This is a genomic window from Azospirillum oryzae (assembly GCF_900177515.1).
Classification (GTDB): Bacteria; Pseudomonadota; Alphaproteobacteria; order Azospirillales; family Azospirillaceae; genus Azospirillum; species Azospirillum oryzae_A.
Genome location: NZ_FXAK01000010.1, coordinates 272,757 through 291,606 on the forward strand (window position 1 = coordinate 272,757; position 18,850 = coordinate 291,606).

The 18,850-nt window shown below is 68.9% G+C and carries 15 protein-coding genes; 7 read left to right on the top strand and 8 right to left on the bottom strand.

Going from position 1 to position 18,850, the window contains the following annotated elements:
- Nucleotides 1-4 precede the first annotated feature (4 nt).
- The 5 genes from B9N97_RS33030 to rimO all read right to left on the bottom strand — a co-directional run bounded on the left by B9N97_RS33030 (nucleotide 5) and on the right by rimO (nucleotide 5,206).
- Nucleotides 5-2,746, bottom strand: coding sequence for a response regulator (locus B9N97_RS33030; protein WP_085092056.1), 2,742 nt, complete (start codon nucleotides 2,744-2,746; stop codon nucleotides 5-7).
- A 170-nt stretch (nucleotides 2,747-2,916) separates the two neighbouring features.
- Nucleotides 2,917-3,168, bottom strand: a complete 252-nt coding sequence (locus B9N97_RS33035; protein WP_042690341.1) for a hypothetical protein — start codon at nucleotides 3,166-3,168, stop codon at nucleotides 2,917-2,919.
- Nucleotides 3,169-3,274: 106 nt separating this feature from the next.
- A complete protein-coding gene (locus B9N97_RS35835) occupies nucleotides 3,275-3,442 on the bottom strand; it encodes a hypothetical protein (RefSeq protein ID WP_167393469.1) in 168 nt (55 codons plus the stop codon).
- Between the two features lie 74 nt (nucleotides 3,443-3,516).
- Complete coding sequence (locus tag B9N97_RS33040) at nucleotides 3,517-3,864, bottom strand: HNH endonuclease (protein WP_085092057.1); 348 nt, start codon at nucleotides 3,862-3,864, stop codon at nucleotides 3,517-3,519.
- Nucleotides 3,865-3,886: 22 nt separating this feature from the next.
- Nucleotides 3,887-5,206, bottom strand: coding sequence for a 30S ribosomal protein S12 methylthiotransferase RimO (gene rimO, locus B9N97_RS33045; RefSeq protein WP_085092058.1), 1,320 nt, complete (start codon nucleotides 5,204-5,206; stop codon nucleotides 3,887-3,889).
- Between the two features lie 463 nt (nucleotides 5,207-5,669).
- Here rimO and B9N97_RS33050 point away from each other — a divergent pair, with 463 nt between their 5' ends.
- Nucleotides 5,670-6,122, top strand: a complete 453-nt coding sequence (locus B9N97_RS33050) for a MarR family winged helix-turn-helix transcriptional regulator (protein ID WP_085092351.1) — start codon at nucleotides 5,670-5,672, stop codon at nucleotides 6,120-6,122.
- Nucleotides 6,123-6,132: 10 nt separating this feature from the next.
- Here the strand turns inward: B9N97_RS33050 and B9N97_RS33055 are convergent, their stop codons facing one another.
- Nucleotides 6,133-7,092, bottom strand: a complete 960-nt coding sequence (locus B9N97_RS33055; protein ID WP_244561064.1) for an acetyltransferase domain-containing protein — start codon at nucleotides 7,090-7,092, stop codon at nucleotides 6,133-6,135.
- Entirely contained in the window at nucleotides 7,089-7,973 is an 885-nt protein-coding gene (locus B9N97_RS33060) for a hypothetical protein (RefSeq protein ID WP_085092060.1), read from the bottom strand. The genes B9N97_RS33055 and B9N97_RS33060 overlap by 4 nt, the downstream gene beginning before the upstream one ends.
- A gap of 218 nt (nucleotides 7,974-8,191) precedes the next feature.
- Between B9N97_RS33060 and B9N97_RS33065 the strand changes: the two genes are divergently transcribed.
- Nucleotides 8,192-8,746, top strand: coding sequence for a cytidine/deoxycytidylate deaminase family protein (locus tag B9N97_RS33065; protein WP_085092061.1), 555 nt, complete (start codon nucleotides 8,192-8,194; stop codon nucleotides 8,744-8,746).
- 6 nt (nucleotides 8,747-8,752) lie between these two features.
- On the opposite strand, the gene dnaE is transcribed toward B9N97_RS33065, so the two are convergent.
- Nucleotides 8,753-12,244, bottom strand: coding sequence for a DNA polymerase III subunit alpha (gene dnaE, locus B9N97_RS33070; RefSeq protein WP_085092062.1), 3,492 nt, complete (start codon nucleotides 12,242-12,244; stop codon nucleotides 8,753-8,755).
- A 136-nt stretch (nucleotides 12,245-12,380) separates the two neighbouring features.
- Here dnaE and B9N97_RS33075 point away from each other — a divergent pair, with 136 nt between their 5' ends.
- From B9N97_RS33075 to ggt, 5 genes are all read left to right on the top strand, one after another.
- Nucleotides 12,381-13,022: a hypothetical protein gene (locus tag B9N97_RS33075; RefSeq protein ID WP_085092063.1), complete on the top strand. Its 642-nt coding sequence runs from the start codon at nucleotides 12,381-12,383 to the stop codon at nucleotides 13,020-13,022.
- Nucleotides 13,023-13,118: 96 nt separating this feature from the next.
- Nucleotides 13,119-14,000 (top strand): EamA family transporter, encoded by an 882-nt coding sequence (locus B9N97_RS33080; RefSeq protein ID WP_085092064.1) that lies wholly within the window; start codon nucleotides 13,119-13,121, stop codon nucleotides 13,998-14,000.
- A gap of 222 nt (nucleotides 14,001-14,222) precedes the next feature.
- Nucleotides 14,223-16,382, top strand: coding sequence for a hybrid sensor histidine kinase/response regulator (locus tag B9N97_RS33085; protein ID WP_244561065.1), 2,160 nt, complete (start codon nucleotides 14,223-14,225; stop codon nucleotides 16,380-16,382).
- A gap of 82 nt (nucleotides 16,383-16,464) precedes the next feature.
- A complete protein-coding gene (locus B9N97_RS33090) occupies nucleotides 16,465-16,788 on the top strand; it encodes a YgaP family membrane protein (protein WP_085092065.1) in 324 nt (107 codons plus the stop codon).
- Between the two features lie 195 nt (nucleotides 16,789-16,983).
- Nucleotides 16,984-18,765 carry a gamma-glutamyltransferase gene (gene ggt / locus B9N97_RS33095; protein WP_085092066.1) on the top strand — a complete coding sequence of 594 codons (1,782 nt, stop codon included), beginning with the start codon at nucleotides 16,984-16,986 and terminating at the stop codon, nucleotides 18,763-18,765.
- Nucleotides 18,766-18,850: the final 85 nt, after the last annotated feature.

Consider the following 18,850-nt stretch of genomic DNA (forward strand, 5'->3'; position numbering starts at 1 on the left):
ACCGTCAGGCCGCGCCGGTGCGGCTCCGCGTGGCGTCCAGCGCGCGGGTAACCTGACGCAGCAGGATTTCGCGGTCATAGGGCTTGCCGATATGGCCGATCATCCCGGCCTCGCGGCAGTTCCGCCGCTCCTCCTCCGACGAGCCGGCGGTCAGCGCCAGGATCGGCAGGTCGCCGCGCGGCGGCGGCATCTCGCGGATGGCGCGGCTCGCCTCCAGCCCATCCATGCCCGGCATCTGCACGTCCATCAGCACGAGGTCGTAGTCGCCGGTCTCCACCGCCTCCACCGCCGCGGCACCGTCGGCCACCAGATCGATGGCGTAACCGCTGTCGCGGAACAGAGCGGCCAGCAGTTCGCGATTGATCGCCAGATCCTCGGCGATCAGCAGGCGCGGCGGCCCGGGGGAGCGGTCGGTGGGCGCGGTGGCGGGAGGGGCGGCGGGGCGTGCGGCGGCGGAGGGCGGAGCGGCCGCCTTCGTCGGGCTTGCGGCTCCGTCCGGGCGGGCGGCGATGCGGGCGAGCTGCCGGCGCAGGTCGTCGATGGCGAAGGGCTTGGCGATCATCGCGATGTCGGGACCGAAGGCCGACGGGGTGCCGGCGGCATGGGCGGCGAAGCCGGAGGCCAGCAGCACCGGCAGGCCGGGACGCATGCGGGCGGCGTGCCGCGCCAGCTCCGTCCCGTCCATGCCCGGCGGCATGACGACGTCGCTCAGCAGCAGGTCCAGCGGCTCATGCCCGTCCAGCACCACCAGCGCCTCGTTGGCGTTGGCCGCCGCGATCACCCGATGCCCCCAGCCGCGCAGCAGCCCGGCCACCATGTCGCGCACCGTCGGGTCGTCGTCCACCAGCAGCACCGACAGCGGCCCGGACGCCGGCGCCGGTGCCGGGGGCGGTGAAGGGGACTGTGCCTGGGGCGCGGCGGGGGCCGGCCCAGCGGCGGGAATGGCGGCTTCGGCCCGCGGCATGTCGAATGGGTTGGCCGGCAGCAGGCGGCTCGCCGGCAGGCGCACCGTCACCGTCGTGCCGACGCCCAGCGTGCTGCGCAGCTCCAGGGTGCCGCCATGCAGTTCGACCAGCCGCTTGGTCAGGGGCAGGCCCAGCCCGGCGCCCTCCACCCCGCGGGTGGCGTTCCCGGCCCGGGCGAAGGGCTCCAGCACGCGGTCGATGTCCTCGGTCGGGATGCCGAGCCCGGTGTCGATGACGCGGATCACCGGCGCGCCGTCGTCCAGGGCGGCGGACAGGGTCACCGACCCGCCCGACGGCGTGTATTTCACCCCGTTGGCGATCAGGTTCAGCAGGATCTGGCGGATGCGACGGTCGTCGCCGCGCAGGTTGCGCACCGCCGGCGCCACCGCCGCCGACAGCAGAACGCCGGCATGCTCGGCCCGCGGGGTCAGCATGCGGACGGCGAAATCGGCGGCGTCCTCCAGGTCGCAGGGGCCTTCCTCGAGCGTCAGCGCTCCGGCTTCCGCCCGCGCATGGTCGAGGATCTCGTTGATCAGCTCCAGCACATGCTGGCCGGAATCGCGGACATTGGCGGCATATTGGCGATAGGAGGGCGTGCCGACCGGTCCCTCCGCCTCGCGGGCGATCAGGTCGGAGAAGCCGATCACCGCGTTCAGCGGCGTGCGCAGCTCGTGGCTCAGGCCCGCCAGGAACTCGCCCTTGTCGTGGTTGGCGGCCTCGGCGGCCCGGCGTGCCGTTTCCGCCATGTCGCGGGCCTTGTCCAGCTCGGCGGCGAGCCGCGCGGTCTCGTCGCGCTCGGCGCTGGTCCGTTCCACGGCGTTGCGCGCCTCGGCCAGCGCCACCTGCGCCTTGCGCTCGCGGTCGAGGTAGCGCAGGCCCCAGCCCAGCATCGCCAGGATCGCCAGCAGCCCGATGGCGGTCTCCAGCACCGTGTGCAGGGTGCGGGTGCGCCATTCGGCCATCGCCTCGTCCCGGCCGATGCCGGTCAGCACCACCAGGCCATAGTCGCGCACCGTCCGGTAGGCGGCGATGCGCAGCACCCCGTCCAGCACCGACGGCAGCAGCAACTGCCCCGCCGGCGCCTCGCGCAGCTTGGATTGGAACAGCAGCCCGCCGGCCACCGATTTGCCGGCCGACTCCAGGGTGGCCGGGCGGCGGGCGAGGACCTCGCCGGCCGGGCCGTAGACGCCGATCAGCGGATCGAACTCGACGCCCAGCAGGGCGTAGAAATCGGTCAGCGAGTCCACCCGGATGGTTGCCGACGCCGTCCCGACGAAACGCCCTTCGTCGTCATGCAGGGGACGCGAGACCGGGAAGACCAGCGGCTGGCTGCCGCTGCGGATCGTCTGCGCCGCCCCGACATGCAGGCGCGCGCCGCCGCGCAAGGTCGCCAAGCCGGCCGGATCGGCGAAGTCGGCGATGCGGCTGGGAAAGCTGGCCGATTCCAGGACCGGCCGGCCGTCGGCGTCATAGATCCAGACGGCGTCGGCACCCTCGACCTGGGCGGCATATTCGCGCAGCCGGGTCCAATGCTTCAGGTCGCGCACATGCTGCGGGCCGCCGGCCTCCGCCACCATCGCCGCGGTCTGGTCGAGCGCGATGTCGGCCGTGCGCACCGTGCGGTGGACATGGTCGTCGACCAGCCGGGCCATGTCCCGGACCATGGCGAAGCGGCGCTGCAGCGTGTCCTGGTAATCGTGGTAGATCCGGTGGCCCGCATTGCCCGCCAACGCGGCCAGCACCACGACCATCACCAGCGCGCCCCGTAGGAAGCGTCCCACGATCCCCCCTCTTGTGCCGCCTTCTTGTGGCGATGCGGCCCGAACATTGCTTCAGGCTCAAACTATCACGAATCCGGGCGGGCCGATGCGGGATTTCACCGGGCAGAACCTTGGGGTTTGTCCTGATGGCGGGGTTTGTCCTGATGGTCCGCCGGTTTCCGGGGGGAGGGTCAGGCTTCCTGGACGGTTTCGATTTCCGACAGGTCGGACAGGCGGCGGGCGAGACGTTCGGTGCAGCGGACTTCGAGGATGCCGAAGCCGGCGTTGGGGGCGATGGTGTGCAGATCGCCGGCCATGCCGTTCTCGCTGGCCAGCCGCCGTACCCGCTCCACCATCGCGTCGCGTTCCGGCCGCCCCGGGCGCAAACCCGGCAGCGGGCGGGTGAAGTGGAGCTTGTAGCGCTTGAAGATCGAAGGGGCCATCAGGTCACGGGTGCGAAGTGGGGGCGGTCACGAGGCGAATTGGCTCCCCGGATGCCGTCCCCCGGATCTCGCACAGGCCGGCGGTGCGATGCCAGCCCGAAAAGGCTTATTTCTTGGGTTCGACGTTCTCGGCACCGGCGCGGGTGCCGCCGAAGCGGTCGGCGCCCTTGGCGTCGGGGGCGTCCGGCTTCTTGTGGTTGCCGGTGTTCTGCTCGCCCTCGGTGTGGCGGACGGTCTGTTCGGTGTGGGGCTGCTTGTTCTGCTGGCCGGTCATCGGTCGGGTCTCCCTTATATAAGGTGTCTCCCCTTAACCGGATCGGCCGGCAATGGTTTCGGTCGCGGTTGACGTTACCTATGCCGGGCGATCGCCTGGGCCACCGTCATCCACCGCTCCTCCTCCGTCGCCCATTCGTCCGCGTCGCGCAGTGCGCGCAACGGGGTCCAGACGCCGAGCCGGCTGGAGCGGCGCAGCGCGAAGAAGCGGTCCAGCTCCTCCGCGGTCGGCAGCCGGTCTTCCTTGCGCTGGTTGCAGCGGCGGTGCGCCAGCACGACGTTGGCCGGATCGTCGATTCCGCCGTATGCCTGCGGGATCAGATGGTCGAAGGTGGCCTTCGCCCCCACCGGCCCGTCGCAGAAGAAGCAGCGCCCGCCCTGCTGGACGTCCATCAGCCTGGCATCGTCCGGCGTCACGGGCATGGCGCTTCCTCTTGTCAGGGTCTTACAGGTCGCGCTCGACGCTGCCCCACAGGTCGTATTCGTCGGCATGCTCGATGGTGACGTCGACCATGTCGCCGGGCTTCAGGCCGGTCTCGCCGTTCAGGAAGACGTTGCCGTCGATCTCCGGCGCGTCGGCGTAGGAACGGCCGATGGCGCCTTCCTCGTCGACCTCGTCGATCAGCACGCCCAGCGTATAGCCGACCTTCTGCTGGAGCCGCTCGGCGCTGATCGCCTTCTGCGTCTCCATGAAGCGTTCCCAGCGCTCCTGCTTGACCTCTTCCGGGACGGCGCCGGGCAGGTCGTTGGCGGTGGCGCCCTCCACCGGCTCGTACTTGAAGCAGCCGACGCGGTCGAGCTGGGCCTCCTTCAGCCAGTCCAGCATGAACTGGAAGTCCTCCTCCGTCTCGCCGGGGAAGCCGGTGATGAAGGTGGAGCGCAGGACCAGATGCGGGCACTCGTCACGCCACTTGCGGATGCGGTCCAGCTGCTTTTCCTGGGCGGCCGGGCGGCGCATCGCCTTCAGCACGGTGGGCGAGGCATGCTGGAACGGGATGTCGAGATAGGGGAGGATCCTGCCCTCCGCCATCAGCGGGATGACCTCGTCCACATGCGGGTAGGGATAGACGTAATGCAGACGGACCCAGAGGTCGAAGTTCGCCAGCTCGTTGCACAGGTCGAAGAAGCGGGTGCGGACCTCGCGGTCGTACCATTTCTCCGTCTTGTACTTCACGTCGACGCCATAGGCGCTGGTGTCCTGCGAGATGACCAGCAGTTCCTTGACGCCGGCGACCGCCAGCTTCTCCGCCTCGCGCAGGACCGAATGGATCGGCCGGCTGACCAGATCGCCGCGAAGGCTGGGGATGATGCAGAAGCTGCAGCGGTTGTTGCAGCCTTCGGAAATCTTCAGGTACGCGTAGTGGCGCGGGGTCAGCCGCAGCCCTTCCGGCGGCACCAGGTCGGTGAAGGGGTTGTGCGTCGGCGGCACCGCCTCGTGCACCGCGCTGACCACCTGTTCATACTGGTGCGGACCGGTGACGGCCAGCACGTCGGGGTGGATTTGCCGGATCATGTCCGATTCCACGCCCATGCAGCCGGTGACGATGACCCGCCCGTTCTCCTTGATCGCCTCGCCGATGGCGTCCAGCGACTCCTTCTTGGCGCTGTCGAGGAAGCCGCAGGTGTTGACCAGCACGACGTCGGCACCGTCGTAGCTGGGGGAGATCTCGTACCCCTCCGCGCGCAGGCGCGTCAGGATACGCTCTGAATCGACGAGCGCCTTGGGGCAGCCGAGGCTGACGATGCCGACCTTCGGGGCGCCCATGGTCTGGGCGGCGGCCGGCGATGCGGACTTCGGAACGGGGGATGTGGTCATCGCGCGCGTATACCGCCGAATCGAAGATTACGCCAGTGAAACATGGCGACAAAGCGCGCCGGCATGGCCGGCATGCCGATTCCGCCTGTGTTTGCCTGGGGTTCCGGCGCCGCCGATCCTGTTGCCGGACCCAAAGCAATGCGACAATTTGCAACAAAAGGATGAAGTGTTCGATGTTCCGTTTTTTGTTCAATCACGCTAATATATGACGTGGTGTCATGATCGACGTGGCTGCCGCCTTACCGCGTTAGCCGCAGCCTTTTGATACGGCCATCGTATAGCCACTAAACTTTATAGAGTGGAAAAAATGGACTTTCCAAAAGTGCGCGGCGGTGCGGCGAGCCTCATGTCGGTGCGGAACAACGGGGCGCTGGATCGGACGTCGATCGGGGCCGGACCCATCGGAGCCGCCATGGACTTCGCCGAACCGGATCATGCCGGCGGCGCCTCGCCGCAGGCCATCGCCGACGTCATGCTTCAGATCGCCCACATCGCCGACAGCCTTGGCTACACCCACGGGCTGAAGCCGTCACAGTGGACGGCGCTGCGTTATTTCGCCGGGGCCAACAACAGCCAGCGCACCGTCTCGGCCTTCGCCGACTTCCACGCCACCACCCGCGGGGCCGCCTCGCAGATGGTGGAGGTGCTGGTGGGCAAGGAGCTGCTGGTCCGCGTGCCGGTTCCGGAGGACCGCCGCGTGACCCAACTGCACCCGACGCCGAAGGCGCTGGAACTGCTGCGCCACGACCCGCTGAACGACTTCGCCGGCGTCATCGCCGGGCTGCCGGGCGACGACCAGTACAAGCTGGCCGAGACGCTGACCAGCCTGCTGCGCGGCCTGCTGGAAAAGCGGCAGTCGGTCTGATTTCGGGCTTTCAGGGCTTGCGGCAGGCGGCGACCGCGGCCTCCAGCCCGCGCTGATCGCGCTCGCTGAGGTGGTTGGCGACGAATCCCTCCCACACCCCGATCCGCACCAGTTCCGACTGCACGCAACGGCAATTGGCGGTGCAGGTCGCCGACGACACCCCGGCGCGCTCGCAACTCGATACGCAGGCTGCCTGGAAATCGCGTGCGGCGGGCGTCTCCACCGGCGACAGCTGCGCCGCGGCCCAGGCGATGCCGAACAGCAGCGGCTGGTGCAGCAGATAGACCGCAAGGCTGTGCCGTCCGGCCAGGGCCAGCAGCCGCCCGGCGGGGCCGGTCACCGCCACGCCCTCGCCAATCGCCGGCCACAGCCGCGCCAGCCCGATCCCGGCCAGAACGCCGCCGATCCAGGGCAGCAGCGGGACGAAATCGTTGGAGTCCGGCTGGACCGTGGTCAGCCCGATCCAACGCAGCCATGGGCTGTCGAACAGCGGGAAGCCTTGCGTCGTCCCGATCAGCACCGCGGCAGCCGCCGCCGCCAGGGTCACGGCGGCCGGCAGGCGGACGAAGGCGAGGCCGATGACGCTCGCCACCGCGATGTGGTGCAGCACGCCGAAGAAGATCGGGCTGTCGGGGAACAGGGCGTAGGACGCCGCCGACACCGCCGCCGCCCCGGCCGCCACCCGCCCCAGCCGGCGCAGGAAGCGCCGCGGATCGAGCCCGTCACGGGTCGCCAGCACCAGCCCGATGCCGGCCAGCAGCAGGAAGCTCGACAGGATCACGGCGCGCGCCGCCAGCCACAGCGGATCGCCCAGCAGATCGAAGCGGGCGAGGCCGAAATAGGTGGCGTCCCAGCTGCCGTGATAGGCCGCCATCGCGACCAGCGCCAGCCCGCGCGCCACGTCGATGGCCGGACGGCGGGGGCCCCGCGCGAGGTCCTGTTGTGCCGGCGCGATGCCGATTGCCGTCATGATCCGCTCGTCCCCACCCCGAAAATCCATCCCTCTTGCCGCCGCGCGGTGTCGTCCAGTCCCGGCGGCGTCCAGGCCGACGCCTGCGCCGCGAGCCAGCGCAAACCGGCCGCCGACACCAGCGCGTCGCTGTCATGGTCGCTGACCATACCGGAGCGCTGCAACGGGTGCGAGCCCAGCCGGATCAGCGCCTCGTCCATTTCGGCGCCGTCGCGGATCTTGCGCTGGCCGAAACCGGTGTGCTTCAGGAACAGGCGCGGGTAGATCTCCACCATCACGCTTTTCCCCGGCGCCGGATCCTCGAAGGGCCAGACCGCCAGCCGGCCGGGCAGGGCGGCGCGCAGGGCGCACAGCACCCGCATGCCGGCCAGCGCGCCCTTGCCGACCTGCTTTGACCCGATCAGCTTGTAGGGGCTCTGCGGGTGGCCCAGCCCGTCGGCGCGGCAGGCCCATTCGGTGGCTCGGTGCGGGTCCTCGTACCAGTCCGGCTGCGGCCCGCCATGCCAGAAGCCGGCGCCGTGCAGCGGGTGGCTGGCGAAGGAACCGCCGCCGAAGTCGGGTTCACCGGCGCAGATTTCCTCCACCGCGTCCCACAGGTCGAACGCCGTCGCCTCCCGGCCGGGAAAGCCGCGCGCCGCCACCGCGAAGGGCAGGGAGAAGGCGCAGTCGATCCCGACCAAGGCCGGTTCGCGGGAAAGTTCCGCGCGCAGCCAGTCGAATACCGCCGTCCGCGACCACCAGCCGCCGGGACCCTCGACCAGCCGGGGGGCGGCCTCGCCCGCCGCGCACTCCGCCACCGCGATGCCGGCATAGCGCTTGGCCAGCGCGCCGGACCAGTCGATGGCGATGAAGCGGCCGAAGGCGGTGGGAGAGCGGGGCATCGGGGCAGGGGCAGGGGCGGGGCAGGGGCTGGATGGCTGAAGGGCCCCACCCTTAACCGAGGCGGGCAGGGGGGACAATGCCCAATCGGCCTGACGGCCGCCGTCGCCGCCACGGTGGTGGTGTGCGGCATACACCCGTGTTAGTCTCCTGTCGCTCCAGGTTTTCCACCCCTGGCGTGCTGCATTCAGATCGCAATCCTCTTATGGACGAGCGAAACATGACCATCCATCAGATGTACGACCTCAGCACGGACGTCCTTCCGCAGGGCAGCCCCGGACTGGACCTCTACGCTGCGGCGAAGCACCATTTCGTCTCTTTCCACGGGTTCAAGAATCTGGGCTTCGGTTATGAGTCGTGCAACGCCGCCGTCGCGGTGAAGAAGACCGCCTTCCTGCCGACCTATGCCGATTTCTCCGTCTGCTTCGGCTCGTCGCGCCTGCATGCCGGCCTCGATCCGGTCTTCAACGAGATGTCCGACGACATCAATCCGAACAATCCCTTCGCGTCGTCGCAGAGGGAACAGCATGCGGAACAGACCGCGATCCTGATCGGCAAGAGCCAATACGGGCTGTGGACCGACGGAAACGGGCGTTGCCACGTCTACGTCGATTACAGCCCCTGCGACAATTGCGAACCCTGGCTGAGGAACCGGCCGGAAAACTGGGTCGTCTACTACCGGGTTCCCCTGAACAGTTCGAGCACGATGGTCAAGGAACGCAAGGACACGCACAAGACCCAGTTCGGACAGTTCTTCGGCACCAAGTTCAAATAGGCTGCCTTACAGCTCCGCCACCTCCACCACGCCCGGCACCGCCTTCAGGGCGGAGCGGCTTTGCGCGGTGATGGTGTAGCTGCCGGGCAGCTCGATCTCGATCTCCTTCAGCGGATCGACCTCCACCAGCACGTTGATGCGGCTCTTGCCGCGCGACAGCCGGTCGAGCGTGGCGCGCAGATGCTCGATCGGGCCGGGGTCGCGCAGCACCACGCGCAGGCCTGCGCTGACCGAGGCGACGGCCTCCTCCAGCGGCTTGATCTCCTGGCAGGTCAGCCGGACCTCCTCGCCGTTCAGCTGGGCGTCCACCGTCATCAGCACCGGGCGGCCGGGCTCCAGCAGGTCACGGTTGGCGGCCAGCACCTCGGAGAACAGCGTCACCTCATAGCCGCCGGTGGCGTCCGACAGCTCGACGAAGGCGAAGCGGTTGCCGGATTTGGCGGTCTTCTCCTTCTTCGAGACGACGATGCCCGCCATCTTGTAGCGGGTGGAGCCGCCCTTCGCGATTGCCGTCTGGAGTTCGGCCGAGCGCACCACCTTCATGCGGCCGAGCGGGCCGGAATAGGCGTCCAGCGGGTGGGCCGACAGGTAGAAGCCGATGGCGCCGAACTCGTGCTTCAGCTTTTCCAGCGGTTCCCAATCCTTGACCTTGGGCAGGTCGGGTTCGGGCAGGCCGCCGCCACCGCCGCCGAAGAGATTGCCGATGCCGCTGTCGCGCTCCGCCGCCTCCGCCTGGGCGTAGCGGATGATGGTCTCCAGCGCGGCATGGACCTGGGCGCGGTTGGGGTTCAGCCCGTCGAAGGCGCCGGCGCAGGCTAGATTCTCAAGCTGGCGCTTGTTGATGGTCTTCAAATCCAGGCGGCGGGCGAAGTCGAACAGGCTCTTGAACGGGCCGTTCTTCCGCCGCTCCTCCACCACCGCCCGCATGGCGGGCAGGCCGACGCCCTTGACGGCGGCGAGCGCATAGCGCACCGCCTTGGTGCCGTCGGCCAGCTGCTCCACCCCGAAAATGGAGTCGGATTTGTTGATGTCCGGCGTCAGCAGCTTGATGCGCAGCCGGGCCAGCTCCTGCCGGAAGACGTTCAGCTTGTCGGTGTTGCCGAGGTCGAGCGTCATCGACGCCGCCATGAATTCCACCGGGTGGTTCGCCTTGAGATAGGCGGTGTGGTAGGCGACCAGGGCATAGGCGGCGGCGTGGGACTTGTTGAAGCCGTAGCCGGCGAACTTCATGACCTGATCGAAGATCATGCTGGCCAGATCGGCCTTGACGCCGCGCGCCTCCGCGCCGTCGCAGAAGATCTTGCGCTGGTTGTCCATCTCCTCCTTGATCTTCTTGCCCATGGCGCGGCGCAGAAGATCGGCGCCGCCCAGCGAATAGCCGGACAGCACCTGGGCGATCTGCATGACCTGTTCCTGATAGATCATGATCCCGAAGGTCTCCTTCAGGATGCCTTCCAGGCTGTCATGCATGTAGTCGGCTTTTTCCTCGCCGTTCTTCACCCGGATGTATTTCGGGATGTTGTCCATCGGGCCGGGACGGTAGAGCGACACCAGCGCGATGATGTCCTCCAGCCGGTTCGGCTTCAGCCGGCGCAGAACGTCGCGCATGCCCGAGCTTTCCAGCTGGAACACGCCGGTCGCCTCGGCGCGGCTGAGCAGCTGGTAGCTCTTCTCGTCGTCCAGCGGGACGGTGGTCAGGTCCGGCTTCTCGGGGATCAGGTCGACCGCGGTCTTCAGCACGGTCAGCGTCTTCAATCCCAGGAAGTCGAACTTCACCAGACCGGCCTGTTCGACATACTTCATGTTGAACTGGGTGACCGGCATGTCGGAGCGCGGATCTCGGTAGAGCGGCACCAGCTCCTGCAACGGCCGGTCGCCGATCACCACGCCGGCGGCGTGGGTCGAGGCGTGGCGGTAGAGACCCTCCAGCTTCAATGCGATGTCGATCAGGTGGCGCACGGTGTCGTCGCCGTCGCGCGCCTGCCGCAGCATCTCCTCGCTGTCCAGCGCCTGCTGCAAGGTCACCGGATTGGCCGGGTTGTTCGGCACCATCTTGCAGATCTTGTCGACCTGCCCGTAGGGCATCTGCAACACGCGGCCGACGTCGCGCAGAACGGCGCGGGCCTGCAGCTTACCGAAGGTGATGATCTGGGCGACGCGGTCGTAGCCGTACTTGTTCTGGACGTAGCGGATGACCTCTTCGCGGCGGTCCTGGCAGAAGTCGATGTCGAAGTCGGGCATCGACACGCGTTCGGGGTTCAGGAAGCGCTCGAACAGCAGGCCGAAGCGCAGCGGGTCCAGATCGGTGATGGTCAGCGCCCAGGCGACGACGGAGCCGGCGCCCGAGCCGCGGCCCGGACCAACGGGAATGTCGTGGTTCTTCGCCCATTTGATGAAGTCCGACACGATCAGGAAGTAGCCGGGGAACTTCATCTTGACGATGACGTCCAGCTCGAACTCCAGCCGCTCGAAATAGGTCTTGCGGGTTTCCTTGCGCTGTTCCGGCGTCATGTCGGGGGTGAAGACGACCTTCTCCAGCCGCATCTCCAGGCCGGCGCGCGACTGGGCGCGCAGCTCGTCATCCTCGGTGCGGCCGCCTTCGCAGGCGAAGGGCGGCAAGATCGGCTTGATCGGCTTCAGCAGGAAGGAGCAGCGCCGGGCGATGGCCACCGTGTTGTCCACCGCCTCCGGCAAATCGGCGAACAGCAGCCGCATCTCCTCCGCCGACTTGAAGCGGTGGTCGGGGGTCAGGCGGCGGCGGTCCTCCTGGCTGAGATAGGCGCCCTCGGCGATGCAGAGCAGCGCGTCGTGCGCCTCGTACATGTCCTCGGTGGCGAAATAGCAGTCGTTGGTGGCGACCAGCGGCAGGTCGTGGGCGTAGGCGAGGTCGATCAGCGCCGGCTCGACGGCGTTCTCCACCGTGGCGAAATGGCCGCGCCCGCCCTCGTGCCGCTGCAGCTCGACATAGAGGCGGCCGGGGAACAGGCGCTTCAGACGTTCCAGCACGTCGAGCGCCAGATCCTTCTGCCCCTCGTGCAGCAGCCGGCCGATGGAGCCGCCGGGGCCGCCGGTCAGCGCGATCAGCCCGGCGGACCGGCCTTCCAGCGCGTCGAGCGTCACCTGCGGGCCGGCCAGCGGGTCCGACTCCAGGAAGGCCTTGGACACCAGCGCCGTCAGGTTGCGGTAGCCCTCCTCGTTCTGGCAGAGCAGGACGAGCTGGTCGGGGGTGGCCGCCGCCTTGCCGGGCAGGCCCGGTTTCGTCTGGGCCGGGCCGATGCGGGTGATGCCCAGCACGGTGCCGATGATCGGCTGAACGCCGGCATCGGATGCCGCCAGCGCGAATTCCAGCGCGCCGAACAGGTTGCCGGTGTCGGTGACGGCGACGGCCGGCATCTGCTGTTTCAGGCAGAGCTTGACCAGCTCCTTCACCTTGATCGCACCTTCCGACAGCGAATAGGCGGAATGGACGCGCAGGTGGATGAAGTCGGCGTGGGGCATGGCAACCGGGGGCTTGCTGCGAGAAGGGCCCCCGGTTCTAGCACAGGCCGGACGCTTCCCGCGACGGTCGCGCGGACGTATGCGAACGTGGTATGGAAGTCGCCGCATCATGACCAGGGATGGGGAGGACGCCGCGATGGATCGGCAGCACCTTGCACCCGTCGCCCGACTGCGGCCGGCCTTCAGGGACCGCCGCGCCGTCCGGGCGGCGACGCCATTCGCCCTGCTGGCCGGTTTGGCGCTGGCGCTTTCCGCCTGCGAGACCGTGCCGCCGCCGCCGTCCGCGCCTCCCCCCGTGGCCGGGCTGGAGGACGGGCCGGCCAAGCCCTTCAGCTCGGGCAAGGGCTGGACCGTCACCATCCACTCGCCGCCAAGCGGCAAGCGCTTCTGCGTCGCCGAGCGCGGGATCCCGGTCGGGCAGAACGCCGCGCCGCGCCTGACCTTCCGCACCGCCTCGGTCGAATCGGGCTTCATCCTGTCGGGCTTCACCCCGTCGGACAGCGGGGCGGTGGTGAAGCCCGGCGAACGCTACGACCTGACCGTCAGCGCCGACATGGGACCGCGCCTGTCGCTGAGCGCCCGCGGCCTGCCAAACGGCAGCCTCTATGTCGCCGTGCCGACCAAGGGCTTCCTGGAGGAGATGGAGCCGCTGGCCCGCGCCCACCGCGTCAGCTTCCGCAGCAGCGGGCTGGGGGAACTCGGCACGATGCTGCTGGGGGGATCGTCCTGGGCGATCAACGCGTCGGACGAATGCCGGATCCTGCACGCCGATCCGTGACGCCTGCCCCTGGTTGCGGGGCGCAGGTCAGCCACGCGGCAAGCGCGCCCCGCCGCCGATTGACCGCCGCCGCGGCGCCCGTTTAGCCTCCCCATCATGCGTGCTTCCCACATCCTGCTCGCCGTGGCGGTCGCCGCCGTCTGGGGCTTCAACTTCGTCGCGATCAAGGTCGGATTGCGCGATTTCCCGCCTCTGCTCTTCTCCTGCCTGCGCTTCGCGCTGGCGGCGCTGCCGGTGGTGGTGCTGGGCTGGGGCAAGGGGCCGCCGGTGCCTTGGCGCTTCGTGATCGGCATCGGCGTGATGCTGGGGGTGGTGAAGTTCCCGCTGCTGTTCCTGGGCATCGACGTCGGCATGCCGGCGGGGCTGGCCTCGCTGGTGTTGCAGGCGCAGGCCTTCTTCACCGCCATCTTCGCCGCCTTCGCGCTGGGCGACCGGCCGGGGCCGCGGCAGATCGGCGGCATGGTGGTCGCCTTCGCCGGCGTCGGGCTGATCGCGCTCGAGATGCCGGCGGGCGACTCGCTGCTCGGCCTCGGGCTGACGCTGGCGGCGGCGGCGGCCTGGGGCGTGTCGAACATCGTGATGAAGCAGGCCAAGGCGCCCGACCTGTTCAGCCTGATGGTCTGGGTCAGCCTGATCCCGCCCTTGCCGCTGCTGGCGATGTCGCTGGCGCTGGAGGGGCCGGAGCGCATCATCCACGCCTTCACCACGCTGACGCCGGTCGGGGTCGGTTCGCTGGTCTACATCGCGGCGGCGGCGACGCTGTTCGGCTTCGCCGCCTGGGGCTTCCTGATGCGGCATTACCCGGCCAGCCTGGTCGCCCCCTTCTCGCTGCTGGTGCCGATCTTCGGCATGAGTTCCAGCGCGCTGCTGCTGGGAGAGACCTTCACCGCGGTGAAGCTGGCCGGCGGGCTGCTGGTCTTCGCCGGGCTGGCGCTGTCGGTGCTGAAGCTGCCCGCCCCGGTGCGGGTGCGGGCCTGACGGGTTGCCGAAGGGACGAAATCGTCAAGGTCCTATTAACCTTGGTATGCTTGACGCGGCGTTATGGCGTCCGGATCATTCCGGTCGATCAGTGCGTCACTAAACCATAGGCAAGCTTTGATCTCTCCCGAAAGGACCGCGCAGCCGGCCAGTCGCCCGCCAGGTGGCACACCGGTTCCGCCGTCCTACCATTGGCTGGCCCATCTGCGCGCCAGCCGGCCGTTGCGCATCCTGCTGCTGATCGGCGGGCTGTCGGTCGCCGTGCTGCTGACGGCGACGATCCACTACATCGTCAGCATGCGCGACCGCGAACTGGCGGGAGCGGAGCGTGAGCTGTCCACCCTGAACCTGTCGCTGGCGGAACAGACGGGCAGCGCGACGCAGAGCGTCGATCTGGTGCTGACGACCATCATCGAGCAGCTGAAGGCGGACGGCATCGCGACGCCCGAAGACTATGTCCGCCGGATGGGCGGGCGCGACACCTACCAGATGCTGCGGGCGCGGATCAGCGGACTGCCGCAGCTGGATGCGGTGACGATGATCGCGGCCGACGGGCACCTGATCAACTTCTCGCGCTATTACCCGATTCCGCCGGTCAACGTGTCCGACCGGGATTATTTCGCCTATCTGCGCGACCACGATACCGACGAGCCCTTCATCAGCGAACCTGTGCGCAACCGCGGCAACGGCAGCTGGACCATCTATCTGGCCCGGCGGATCAGCGGCCCGGACGGCGGTTTCGTCGGGCTGGTGCTGGGCGCCATCGAACTGAGCTATTTCGAGCGGATCTACAAGGCGCTGCAGCCGGATGCCGACGGCAGCATCAGCCTGTGGCGGCGCGACGGCATCCTGCTGGCCCGCTATCCGATGCTGCCGGACATCGGCCGGCCGCTGGGCCATGGCCAGTTCCTGAAGGTGCTGGAGCATGCGAAGTCCGGCGTCTTCCTGTCCGCCAAGGGGCTGAACGACGGCGCCCGTCTGGTGGCGACGCGGGCGCTGGCCGACTATCCGCTGGTCGTCAACGTCACCCGCAGGCTGGACGCGGTGCTGAGCGAGTGGCGCATCCAGGCCTGGACCATCGGTGCCGCCGGCGCCGCCGGGATCGCCGCGCTGCTGCTGTCGCTGTGGGCGCTGGCCCGCCAGTTCAGCGCCTACGAGGCGGCGGCCTGGGCGATGGACGCCGCCCGCCGCGCGGTGGAGGGGCGGGAGCAGGCCGAGCATGCGCTGCGCCAGAGCCAGAAGATGGAGGCGATCGGCCAGCTGACAGGCGGCGTCGCCCATGATTTCAACAACCTGCTGCAGGCCATCGGCATCAACCTGCATGTCATCGGCAGCCGCACCGACGACGAGCGCATCGCCGGACCGGCACGGCTGGCCCTGCAGGCGGTGGAGCGCGGGGCGACCCTGACCCAGCATCTGCTGGCCTTCTCGCGCCGGCAGCAGCTTCGCCCGGTCCCGGTCGACGTCGCGGCGCTGGTGGAGCGGGTCAGCCGCCTGCTCGGCCGCACGCTGGGGCAGCCGGTGCGGATCGTGACGGAAGTCGCCCCCGACCTGTGGCCGGCGATGATCGACCCGACCCAGCTGGAAATGGCAGTGCTGAACCTGGCGCTGAACGCCCGCGACGCCATGCCCGGCGGCGGCACGCTGTGGATCCTGGCCGGCAACCGGTCGGTCGGCGCCGGGCTCGTGCCTGGGATGGTGGCCGGTGACTATGTCGTGCTGCGGGTGCGCGACACCGGCACCGGCATGCCGGCCGAGGTGCAGGCCCGCGCCTTCGAACCCTTCTTCACCACCAAGGAGGTCGGGCGCGGCACCGGGCTGGGCCTCAGCATGGTGCACGGGCTGGCGACCCAGTCCGGCGGCGGGGTGGAGCTGGACAGCCGGCAGGGGCTGGGCACCACGGTGACGCTCTATCTGCCGCGCGCCGATCAGGAGGCGGATGCGCCGTCCGCCGGAACCGCCGCGCCGCGGGCGCCGGAGAAGACGGCCGGGGACGCGGCCGGCATCGGGAAGGGCTGCGCCGTCCTGCTGGTGGATGACGAGGAGCTGGTGCGCAGCGCCACCGCCGGCTATCTGGAACAGGCGGGATTCGCGGTGCGCGAAGCGGCCGACGGGGCGGCGGCCCTCTCGCTGCTCGACCACGGCTTCCGGCCGGACGTGATCGTCACCGACCACATGATGCCGGGGATGACCGGGCTGGAGATGGCCCGCACCCTGCGTGCCCGGCGCGTCGCCACGCCGATCCTGATGGTCACCGGCTATGCCGAGGATCTGACCTCCACCGCCGCGGCACAGGAGGTGGACCTGACCGTGCTGTCCAAGCCGATCGAACCGTCCCGGCTGGTCCGCTCCATCCGCGACATGGCGGCGGTGGAGGGCTGAAGGGAACAGGGCCCAAGGGAACCTGACGGGGCGTCGCGGCGTTGGAAAGGCGATTTCCGTCCATTTCAGCCCCGGAGCAGCCATGAACGCCCAATCCACGATCCGCGACGCCTATGACAGCGTGTTCGAAGGCCACACCAACATGGGCATGGGCGAGCGCATCGTCTCGACCGGTCTCGGCCTCGCCGTCGCGGCGGGCGGCCTGCGCAAGGGCGCCAGCATCCCCGGCGCCATCATGGGGCTGGTCGGCGCCGCCCTGGTCGCCCGCGGCATGAGCGGCCATTGCCCGGTCAAGGAACGCCTGTCCGGCCACCAGCATGACCGGCTGGGCCATGACGGCTCCCGCGGAAGTTCCTATGGCGAGTCGCGCGGTGTCGATCACTCGCGCATGGCGGAGACCTACTGACCGGCGGCACGCCGGATCGGATCCGTTCACCGTCTGTCGCATTCCATTCACGGGAATGCGTGACGCCATTAACCCTGATGGTGAATTGTTGGGCAGACCAGCGACGGGGTGAAGACCGGGGAAGGCGGGTGTGACATCCTGCCTTACCCCGGGCTGCGGCCCCCGACCTGACGTCCCGCTCAGGAGATTCACCGCATGTGGTTCCCCGCTTTCCGATCCCGTTTGCCCGTTGCGGCGCTGGCGGCGCTCTGCGTCGGCTCGGCCCTCGGTTCGGCCTTCGTGCTGCCGGTGCCGGCGCTCGCCCAGAAGGCCACCTCCGCACCGGCCTCGGTCCGCTACGACATCGGCTACGACATCTTCTATCCCGTCCGCGGCGAGAACGGGATGGTTGCCTCCGAACACCGGCTGGCGACCGAGATCGGCGTCGACATCCTCAAGCGCGGCGGCAATGCGATCGATGCGGCGGTGGCCGTCGGCTTCGCCCTGGCGGTGGTGCTGCCGAACGCCGGCAATGTCGGCGGCGGCGGCTTCATGGTCGTCCATGACGCCAGGAGCGGCAAGGACGTCGCCATCGACTTCCGCGAGATGGCCCCGGCCAAGGCCTTCCGCGACATGTATCTGGACCAGCAGGGCAAGGTGGTCCCCGACCGCTCGCTCTACACCCATCTGGCGGTCGGCATCCCCGGCACCGTCGCCGGGCTGGCCCATGCGCTGGAAAAATACGGCACGATGAAGCTGGCCGACGTGATGGCCCCGGCGATCAAGCTGGCGCGCGAGGGCTACACCGTCACGCCGCAGCTGGCCGGCCTGCTGGAGGTCGAGCGCGACCATCTGGCTGCGTGGGACGCCACCAAAGCGATCTTCTTCAAGGACGGCCGGCCGCTGACCGCCGGCGAGACGTTGGCCAACCCCGATCTCGCCAACTCGCTGGAGATGATCGCCCAGCAGGGGGCGAAGGCCTTCTATGAAGGGGCCATCGCCGAGAAGATCGCGGCGGAGATGGCCCAGCATGGCGGCTACATCACCAAGGAGGACCTGAAGGCCTACAAGGTGGTGGAGCGCGAGCCGGTCAGCGGAAGCTACCGCGGCTATACGGTCAAGTCGATGCCGCCGCCCAGCTCCGGCGGGACGCACATCATCCAGATGCTGAACATCCTGGAACGCTGGCCGCTGAAGGATTACGGCCCCGACAGCGCCAAGGCGATCCACCTGATGGCGGAGGCGATGAAGCTCGCCTATGCCGACCGCTCCGAATATCTGGGCGACCCCGACTTCACCAAGGTGCCGGTGAAGGGCCTGACCTCGCGCAAATACGCCGACGAGCTGGCGGCGAAGATCGATCCGGAGAAGGCGACCCCGGCCAGCAGCATCAAGCCCGGCAAGCCGGCCCCCTACGAGAGCGACCAGACCACCCATTTCTCGGTGGCGGACAGCCAGGGCAACGTGGTCAGCACCACCTACACGCTGAACCTCAATTTCGGCAGCGGCATCGTCGCCGCGGGCACCGGCATCCTGCTGAACAACGAGATGGACGACTTCTCGGCCAAGCCGGGCGTGCCCAACGCCTTCGGCCTGATCGGCGGCGACGCCAACGCCGTCCAGCCCTTCAAGCGGCCGCTCAGCTCCATGTCGCCGACCATCGTGCTGAAGGATGGCAAGCCCTGGCTGGTCACCGGCAGCCCGGGCGGCAGCCGCATCATCACCACCACCATGGAGACGGTGATCGACCACATCGACTTCAACATGAACCCGGCCGAGGCCGCCGCCCTGCCGCGCGTCCATCACCAGTGGACCCCCGACGAGCTGCGGGTGGAGAAGGGGCTCAGCCCGGACACCGTGCGGCTGCTGGAGCAGATGGGCCACAAGGTGGCGGTGAAGCCGACGATGGGCCGCACCCAGACCATCCAGCTGCGCGACGACGGGCTGTACGGCTATTCCGACCCGCGCAACCCCGACGGCATGACGATCGGTTACTGAGGACGGCCACCGAGGGAGGGCAGGCACGAGGCGCCCGGCTGACGGCCGGGCGTCACAATTCCCGTAGGCGAAGAAAAAACGGCAC